The sequence below is a fragment of the Dysgonomonas sp. ZJ709 genome, assembly GCF_011039195.1.
Lineage (GTDB): Bacteria > Bacteroidota > Bacteroidia > Bacteroidales > Dysgonomonadaceae > Dysgonomonas.
The window spans coordinates 1-8668 of sequence record NZ_JAAKEM010000050.1; the positions used below are offsets into that span (position 1 = coordinate 1).

The window sequence follows — 8668 nt, forward strand, 5'->3', positions numbered from 1 at the left end:
ATACCTTATCAACATGAATGGACAGTCGTACAGAGTTAAAGAAACTAAAAAAATGTTACAACCTGATGAAGAATAAATATCTTTAGCCAATCTCATCCGAGACACTTAGTGGTATACTTTTCAATTACTAAGTGGACTACTTTTCAATTATATTATACACATTAGTTGTTCAAATAGTTCATAGGTAAAGTTATCACCAAGCTGCTTAATGATTTTCGCTGCTTTTGTTCTAATTGCCTCTACTTCTTTTTTACGCTCAATCAGATTCTTGTCTTTTAGGTTGGTCGATTGCATTTTAACCCAATCATCAGGTGCTATATCCATGCCGATAGCATACACTTTTTTATTTCTCTGAGAGGTTATAAAAAGTTTAACCGGATGCTTCCCTGCCTTATTTAGAGTTCGTTTATCCGGCCTGATGTTAGCAGTAACATTATTGTCAAATTTTTTAAGATTCATAGCCTTTGTTATTATATTTGCCCCACAAATATATTAATTATGATTTTAACTTCAAGATTAACTCTCGAAATATCTTATAACTATTTATATAGAAATAAATTATGTTTTGTGATTCATTTTTTAATTGCCCCACAAATTTGCCCCACAACTCACAAATAAAGACAAAATAAAACAGTAAATAACAATTATAGATTAACAGCAAAAACCACATAAATACATAATATACAGATATTTAATTATAGTTATTTACTGTTTATTTATTAAATAATAGTGATTCATAATCATGAGGTCCGGGGTTCAATTCCCCGTCTCGCTACACAAACAAAAGCGGTTACTATTCGAATAGTAGCCGCTTTTCTTTTATGCTTTTATCAAGCTACAAATTATTTTCATTACCCGTAAGAATGCATTCCGCTCAGATAATAGTTCACACCGAAATAAGTCATAAGCACTGTTAGAAAAGCGATGGCAGATAATAGATTAAATAACCATAACTTATCCCATTGTTTAATTAAACGCAGGTGGGTAACTATGGCATAAACGACAATAGTTATCAATGCCCATGTTTCTTTAGGATCCCATCCCCAATAGCGTCCCCACGATTCGTTTGCCCATACGGCGCCAAGAAATGTGCCGATTGTCATAAGTGCGATGCCTATTAGAAGAGACATTTCGTTTACAATACTAAACTCTTGGATATTATTAGATAAAACGGATGATTTATTCTTTTTCTGGATTAACAGCATAACCGTGTTGGTTATTCCTAATAGAAAACTGATGCCGAAAAATCCATAAGCAGCAACAATAACAGCTACATGTATCATTAGCCATGGTGACTTAAGTACAGGAACTAAAGGGCTGATTTGCGGATCCATCCAGTTAAGTCCCGAAACAAAAAGAATAATTCCTCCGAACAAAGTCGCCAATGCAAATATTATTGGATTCTGGCGAACGAAAACCAATCCGCCCAGTACACATATCGAAGACACATATATCATTGTTTCATACGAATTGCTCCAAGGTGCATAGCCTGCAATATACCATCGCATACCCATGCCGAAAATATGGAAAAGTAAACAAATAGCAATAGCAGCAGTCAAGAAACGGATAGCCCATGTTATCCATTTCTGTTTTCTGAAGAATGATGTAAACGATATGGCTAACAGGATTCCGCCTAATATCAGATAAAACTTTTTGCAGAGGCGGAAAATATCGAGATTATTATAAGTTACTTCCGCTTTTATTTTCTTTTGATTGATTTCTAATGTATTGCTTTTTTCCTGTTGATAAATATTGATTTTGATAAGCATTTCTTCTGCTTTTTCCCAATCTGCTGTTTGTAGACCTGTCTGAACATTCCTAAGATACTGTGTCATCGCATTTGAAACGAAGACAGAGTCTTTCGTCGGGAATTCAGAAAGATCATCACCCGGCGAATACCATTTGTGATTAGGGTCATTTTCTTTTGGGAATATATTCAGCATTTTGAAATTAACCAACTGATGAAAAATATTCACACGCTCGTCTAGTTTTATCAAGTCTTTATCAAACTTATTACGCATGTTCTGCGGCTTGTTGAATGCTTCTTCCAACTTGTCTTGCAGCTTATAGTTACCGTTTTCGTCAAATAATTCGATATAGGCGAGTTCTTTCTCTGTCAGCTTATAGTAAGCAGCTATATCATTATTTTTGTTTGAAATAAATGGAACATGTATCCACATTTCGGAGAAGGTCAGTAAACTGATAAGAAACTGATCGGAGTTGAGTTCGCCCATTTTATTTGAACTATGTAGCTTACGAAGAATTTCGGAGGAGAATGTATTTATCGGTTCCATTCGTCCGTCTCGCGATTGCATAGGTAATGCTCCGAATAGGGCTGCATGTTCGGCACTCGCTTTATTTTTTTGAAGTACATCTACAATATTGGATGAATCTTTATGTGTATTTGCTGATAATGAGATTGTTGATAAAATGAACGTCAGAATGATCAGCGTAGGTGCGTTCCTTAACTGTTTTAAGTGGCGGCTTAATTGGCGAAGTCGGGAATCTTTTCTAACGAAGCAAAGAATAAAACCGATTACCAGCATGCAGTAGCCCGTGTAAGTGATATTACGCCCTGCAACATCTTTATTGACAGATAATATAGTTCCCATCTCATCGGTATCGTACGAAGCCTGAAAAAGGCGGTATCCCTTTATATCGAGAATGTTATTCATCGATACCTTTCTTTCTTCCGATTTGCCATCTACGTGGATTATAAGTGTGCTTTCGAAAGAGGATGGACTTGAAGAACCGGGGTAGCGTGTTAATGTAAATTTTTTAAGTTCGAGACTGAATGGTAGTGTATGAAAATTGTCACCTCTGTTAGTCTGAATAAGCATGCGGTCGCTCGTCTCATTTTCGCGAATATGGATAGTTCCCTCTTCGCTGAATAGGTGGGTTGTAAGTGCGCCTGCAAGAATTATAATAAAAGCAGCATGAGTAACTATAAACCCCCAGCTGCTTGTTTTATAAAGCCTGTATTTTATGGTTACAGATACAAGATTTACAACTAAAAAGAACTGTAATAAAAGAAAAAGCGGAGAGTAGTAAAACATCATCTTTGCAGCAAGCGTGCCGAAATGTTTTTCGAAAAGGGTGGCGAATGCTAGTCCTACAGCATAGATAAGAAGCAGGACGATCGATGTTTTATATGAAGATGTTATCCGGGAGATAGCTGCTTTTATTTCCATTCAGTTCTATGTTGAATATGAGAATATTAATTATAAATGTAAAGAGTGAAGGATGTTTTAGCATCACTTCACTCATTTACATATTTATTTTATACTTGAAATTGTATTTATGCTTTTTCCCATTGATCGCGAAGTAATTTGACCGAAGCGGGAAGTACTATATTACGATCGCCTTGACAACCACATTCGTAGCTTACATATTTGTCGTACCCAAGCATTTTGAGTCCTTTGAATCCGTCGATATAGTTATCGGCTTCACCATCTTCACCCGGCATACTCCTACGCTTACGGCTGGCTACATGTACATGTTGCAAGTATTCTCCTCCTGAAAGGAAAGCTCCCATATCGCATGTTTCTTCGGCTGTCATGTGCCAGAAGTCACCCATACATCGCACTCCGGGATTATTAATATCGCGGCATATCGATGCAGCATCTGCAACTTGTCGCAGATAGAAGGCCTCTTGTCTGTTCAATGGTTCGAAAATAACAGTTGTACCATGCTGAACGGCAAATGTGCCCATTTCGTTAAATTGCTCACATAAGAAGTTACGGGTTTCCATTGTGTGAGGAAGGGCTGGAACTTGTCCATTAAATCCGGGAACAATAATAACACCTGTCGAACCAAGTTCACCGGCAGGCACTATTATTTCTTTCATCGTATCCATACATTGTTTTCTGATAGCAGGATCGGTAGAAAGTATAAAGCCTTTGAATCCGGCACAAATGGCACTAACTTTAATGTTACGACCATTAAGAGCTTGTTTGATTTCTTTCACACGACCGCCAAGACCACCACCATTGGGTTCGAAACCTACAATGCCTAGTTTTTCCATGTAATCGAACTTTTCGTTCAGACTTTCACCGGGAGCAGTACCTTCCTGAAAAGAAAGGTTTAATTGCGCCTTGGTGTTTTTGCCAATTGCATTTTTATCATTAGCCGCAGTATTGCATGAGCTAATTGCTGCTGCCGTTCCACTCAATGTTAAGAGTGCGGCACCTGATAAAGACCTTTTTAGAAAATTTCTTCTGTCTAGTGTCATATTCTGTATTATTTATTATCGAGTGGTTTTCCCGGAACAGGCACTACGAATGTTTTCATATCCATTTTACCCATATTCAAATCTTTCGGAGTATAGTCAAGTGGAGAAGCGGTCATTCCCTCCCAAGTCGTTTCAGCACCGGTGTAAGCCGATTCGCGTCCCATAATTGCCGCCATATTCGATACAGCAGTTTCCGATGCCTGATCGATAGGTTTATTGCTACGGATATGGTTGATAAGATTTACATGCTCTAGTACATACGGATTAGTTTGCTTGAAGTTTAATTTTTCAGCCTCGGCATCAAATTTCCAAACTACATTACCTGCTAAATCTTTGATCACAGTCTCGTTGTTAGCTGTAGACCAAGAACCTTTTGTTCCTTGTATAAACTCACTTACATTGTTGGCACAACCATCTATCTGGCGGGACATGCTATGCAGGTGAACTCCGTTTTCCATCTCGAAATCGATACTGAAATTATCGTATTGGTCTCCTGTAACGCGGCGTTGGCGAGAACCAAAACCGGTAGCTTTAAGAGGTTTCAATCCGCTGAACCATGTAAATACATCGATATTGTGTACATGTTGTTCTACGATATGGTCGCCCGAAAGCCATTTCCAGTTTACCCAGTCTTTTATCATCCATTCGCAATCGCTCCATCCACTTTGGCGTTCTTTGTACCAAAGCATCGATTGATTCCAGTAAACTACACCGCCGGTAATTTCACCGATAGTTCCATCCATAATTTTTTTGTATGATTCTACATAATTACGTTGGTGATGGCGTTGCGTACCTGTTACTACACATAGATTTTTAGCCTGAGCTTGTTTTGAAGTAACCATAATAGTACGGTAGCCTACAGGATCTACACAAATTGGTTTTTCAAGGAAAGAATGTTTGTTCTTTTCCGTAGCATATTGAAAATGTATAGGGCGAAATACAGGAGGAGTTGCAATAAGTACAACATCTACCCCGCTGTCGATAACTTGTTTATAGGCATCTAATCCTACGAAACGCATATTTTCAGGAATATCAATCCCTTTTTCTTTTTTGAGGTTATCGGCTAAGCCATCTACACGGTCTTTAAATGTATCAGCTAGGGCAACAATGGTAACACCATTGCCTGCACTTAAGAAATCGAATGCAGCACCTGAGCCACGTCCACCACAGCCAATCACACCAGCTTTGAGTTCTTTACCATCCTTCGCTATGTCCATCAAGTCGGGCAGATAATATGTTCCTGCTTCCTTCAATGGTTGAAGTTTGATTTCGGTTTTACCGCCACATGATGTTAACAGGGCAGCACCACCTGTTCCCATTGTTCCTAACACTCCTACAAGTGCAGAATTCTTCAAGAAAGATCTTCTGCTGATTTTGTTTTCCTTTTTCATTTATAATTATATTTTGAAATTTTAATTTTATCAATTTATTAAACTACAAACTTAGATATTAGATTCACATACTACTCGAAAACCGATACCACGAATATCGGAATACCACCATATACTTTTAGGTTGTTGAGGATCTGTTTTCAGCCATGTGTCGTGTTTAGTATAATCTCGGGCTGCACTTCGTACATCGGCAGCATCGGATGTGTAATTTCCTCCGCGCACAACCCATTCTGTGCCTTCTGTACTAATAGGATTGGTTACATTTTCTCCTCTTTTGCTGTAAGCTTGCGCATCATATTTATCGGCGCAATATTCCATTACGTTGCCCAGCATGTTTTTCAACCCGAATGGATTTGCTTTGACGGTCGATGGCTCTTGTGTTTTATTTTTGCTGTTTTTGTTATAGATTACAAACGAAGAGATACCTTCAGTGTCTGCATCAAAGAACTTACGCCAGAATCCCTGATCGGAAAAATCTTTTGGATTGCCGGGGAAGAAATACGGAGTTTCGGTGCCACCACGTGCCGCATATTCCCACTCGGCTTCGGTAGGTAACCTGTATTTTTTGCCTGTTTTCTTTGATAGCCATTGGCAGAATGTTTCGGCTGCATAATGTGTCATTGTAATAGCAGGACGATCGCCTCCGCCCCAACCTTGGTCTGGGAATCCGAACGGTGGAGTAGGCCCCGATATAGCATCTACATTCGGGTTGTTATTATTTGCAAATACCATTTCGGGAGGGGTACGACCTTCGCTCATCGTATTGGCATAGAATGCCCAATACAAATCCCATGTAATTTCTACTTCTGCCATGTAGAATGGGCTTAAAGTTACATTACGCACAGGCGCTTCATCTTCCTTATGGAAAGGTTCTTTATCGGTGCTGCCCATTTTGAACGAACCGCCATCGATAGCCACCATCTTGAACGATAATGGTGTACCCGGTATTTGTTCGTCAAAATTTTCAAATTTAGTAATCGGAGTAGCAGTCTTAAAGTATGCGCTTGTATCGGGAGCTGCACTATTCGACGATCCGCCAAATCCGGGTACGCCGGCCATTTTTCCGTGTACATAGTTTGGGTTATGATGTCCTACATCCAGATGGCAACTGATACATTGCAGGTTTAGCTTTTTCTCATTTTCTTCGTAATATAAATGTGCTGTGATAGCATCGTCCGAAATTCCTTGGGGAAACAAATTCTGATGGCATTCTTTACATGATTCATTTGGAATATATGTAACTGCATAATCCAGTTCAGACATTCTTTCCCAATCGAAATCCGTACTGTCTTTCGTAAGGTATCCCCATACATCTCTTATCCCTAATTTAGCTTTTGCTGTATAGTGATCCCAAGTATGGCTTTTTGGGGGGAGATGGCAATCGACACAATGTACTTTTACACCACTTCCATTGTTTACATGCGAAGATAATTTCCAGCTTTCTTCAACGTGTGGATGTACATGGCACATCATACACGATTCGTCGGTAGAAAAATAAACGGAAGTTTGATACAGCGATACAACGATAGTTATACCTAAGAATAATCCTAAAAATAGATAGAATGATTTACGTTTAAAAAATTTCTTTTTACTCTTCTTTTCAGAAGAATCTTTAGTAGTTCTTTTGAGATTCATTATGTGTTTTTAGTACTTAGAAATATTAGATCGAACAATTAGTACAAATAACGGTAATAAAATTAACATCACTAATTCTTTTCTTGAAAAAAAAGTGCTTTTTTTCTTAAGAAATGTTTAATATGTGTAATTTTGATTTTTGTTGCATTGTAATCACTTGAATGCAATTTTGAATAAAAACCATTTAGAGAAACAACAATTGAAGATTATGCGTAATATTATTATACTCGTTTCTATTTTTTATCTGATAAGCTGCGACTCGAAAAAAGAGTTAAGTTATATAGAAGACAAAGGCGATATTTTTCATACGACGTATTCTATTAAATACGAATATACGCATTCATTGAAAAATGAGATAGATGCAGAACTTCTTAAATTCGATGATTCATTGAATCCATTTAAACCATCATCTATTATTACTAAAGTAAATAACAACGAAGATGTGGTTTTAGATTCTCTTTTTATCAATGTTTTTAAACGTGCGCAGGAAGTATCGAAGGTTTCGGACGGATTATTTGATATAACTGTATCGCCGCTTATCAATGCATGGGGTTTTGGCTTTAAAAATATGGGTAATGTAACCCCTCTGATGATAGATAGTTTGAAACAACTGGTGGGGCATGATAAGATAGTGCTGCGTGACAGAAAAATAGTAAAATCCGATCCGCGTATACAGATCAATACATCGGCTATTGCTAAAGGCTATTCATCTGATATAGTTGCTTCGCTTCTCGATTCGTATGGTGTAAAGAATTATATGATAGAGATAGGGGGGGAGATACGGACAAAAGGAATAAATGCTAAAGGTGGGTGCTGGCACATTGGTATAAGTAAACCTATCGATAAGAATGTTTTCGATTATCAGAAATTGCAGACGATTATTCAGCTTTGCGATAAATCGATGGCAACATCCGGCAATTACAGAAACTACTATATCAAGGACGGAAAGAAATACGCTCACACCATCAACCCAAAAACCGGTTATCCTTCGGAAACAAATATTCTTAGTGCTACTGTAATAGCAGACGATTGTATGACAGCCGATGCTTATGCAACTGTATTTATGCTGGCAGATACTGCTGTCACAAGGAAAATAGCACAGAAAGAAAAATTATCGTATCTATTAATATTGGGAGCAAGTGATAGTTCGTTTGTGATAGCTAAATCACTGGATTTTGATAGTTATGTTATAGAGTGATTTTGCTTTTTATAATGAATAATTATGTATCAAGCCAGTGGATATAACTTCTACATGTTTATCTATATAAGATTAAAACATTAAAGTTAACCCGTGGTGCATTTAGGGAAATAAAAAAGAAGTTGCTCATTATCAAATAAATGATTACATTTAATTGTCTGACAAACGATTAAATATGATGAGCAACTTCACTCGAAATTACGAAAAAATATT

The 8668-nt window shown here is 37.7% G+C and carries 6 protein-coding genes; 1 reads left to right on the forward strand and 5 read right to left on the reverse strand.

Annotation, left to right across the window (positions count from 1 at the left end; translation table 11 throughout):
• Positions 1–147: 147 nt before the first annotated feature.
• The 5 genes from G7Y56_RS17905 to G7Y56_RS17925 all read right to left on the reverse strand — a co-directional run bounded on the left by G7Y56_RS17905 (position 148) and on the right by G7Y56_RS17925 (position 7257).
• Complete coding sequence (locus G7Y56_RS17905) at positions 148–459, reverse strand: Arm DNA-binding domain-containing protein (RefSeq protein WP_165045751.1); 312 nt, start codon at positions 457–459, stop codon at positions 148–150.
• Between the two features lie 392 nt (positions 460–851).
• On the reverse strand, positions 852–3191 hold the full coding sequence (gene ccsA, locus G7Y56_RS17910; RefSeq protein ID WP_165045762.1) for a cytochrome c biogenesis protein CcsA: 2340 nt from the start codon (positions 3189–3191) through the stop codon (positions 852–854).
• A gap of 107 nt (positions 3192–3298) precedes the next feature.
• Entirely contained in the window at positions 3299–4231 is a 933-nt protein-coding gene (locus G7Y56_RS17915) for a sugar phosphate isomerase/epimerase (protein WP_165045764.1), read from the reverse strand.
• 8 nt (positions 4232–4239) lie between these two features.
• The gene (locus G7Y56_RS17920) at positions 4240–5622 is read right to left on the reverse strand and encodes a Gfo/Idh/MocA family oxidoreductase (RefSeq protein WP_165021349.1); all 1383 of its coding nucleotides are present in this window, start codon (positions 5620–5622) and stop codon (positions 4240–4242) included.
• Positions 5623–5673: 51 nt separating this feature from the next.
• Positions 5674–7257 carry an SUMF1/EgtB/PvdO family nonheme iron enzyme gene (locus G7Y56_RS17925; RefSeq protein ID WP_165045766.1) on the reverse strand — a complete coding sequence of 528 codons (1584 nt, stop codon included), beginning with the start codon at positions 7255–7257 and terminating at the stop codon, positions 5674–5676.
• Positions 7258–7465: 208 nt separating this feature from the next.
• Between G7Y56_RS17925 and G7Y56_RS17930 the strand changes: the two genes are divergently transcribed.
• Positions 7466–8455, forward strand: a complete 990-nt coding sequence (locus G7Y56_RS17930; RefSeq protein ID WP_165045768.1) for an FAD:protein FMN transferase — start codon at positions 7466–7468, stop codon at positions 8453–8455.
• The last annotated feature ends 213 nt before the right edge of the window (positions 8456–8668 follow it).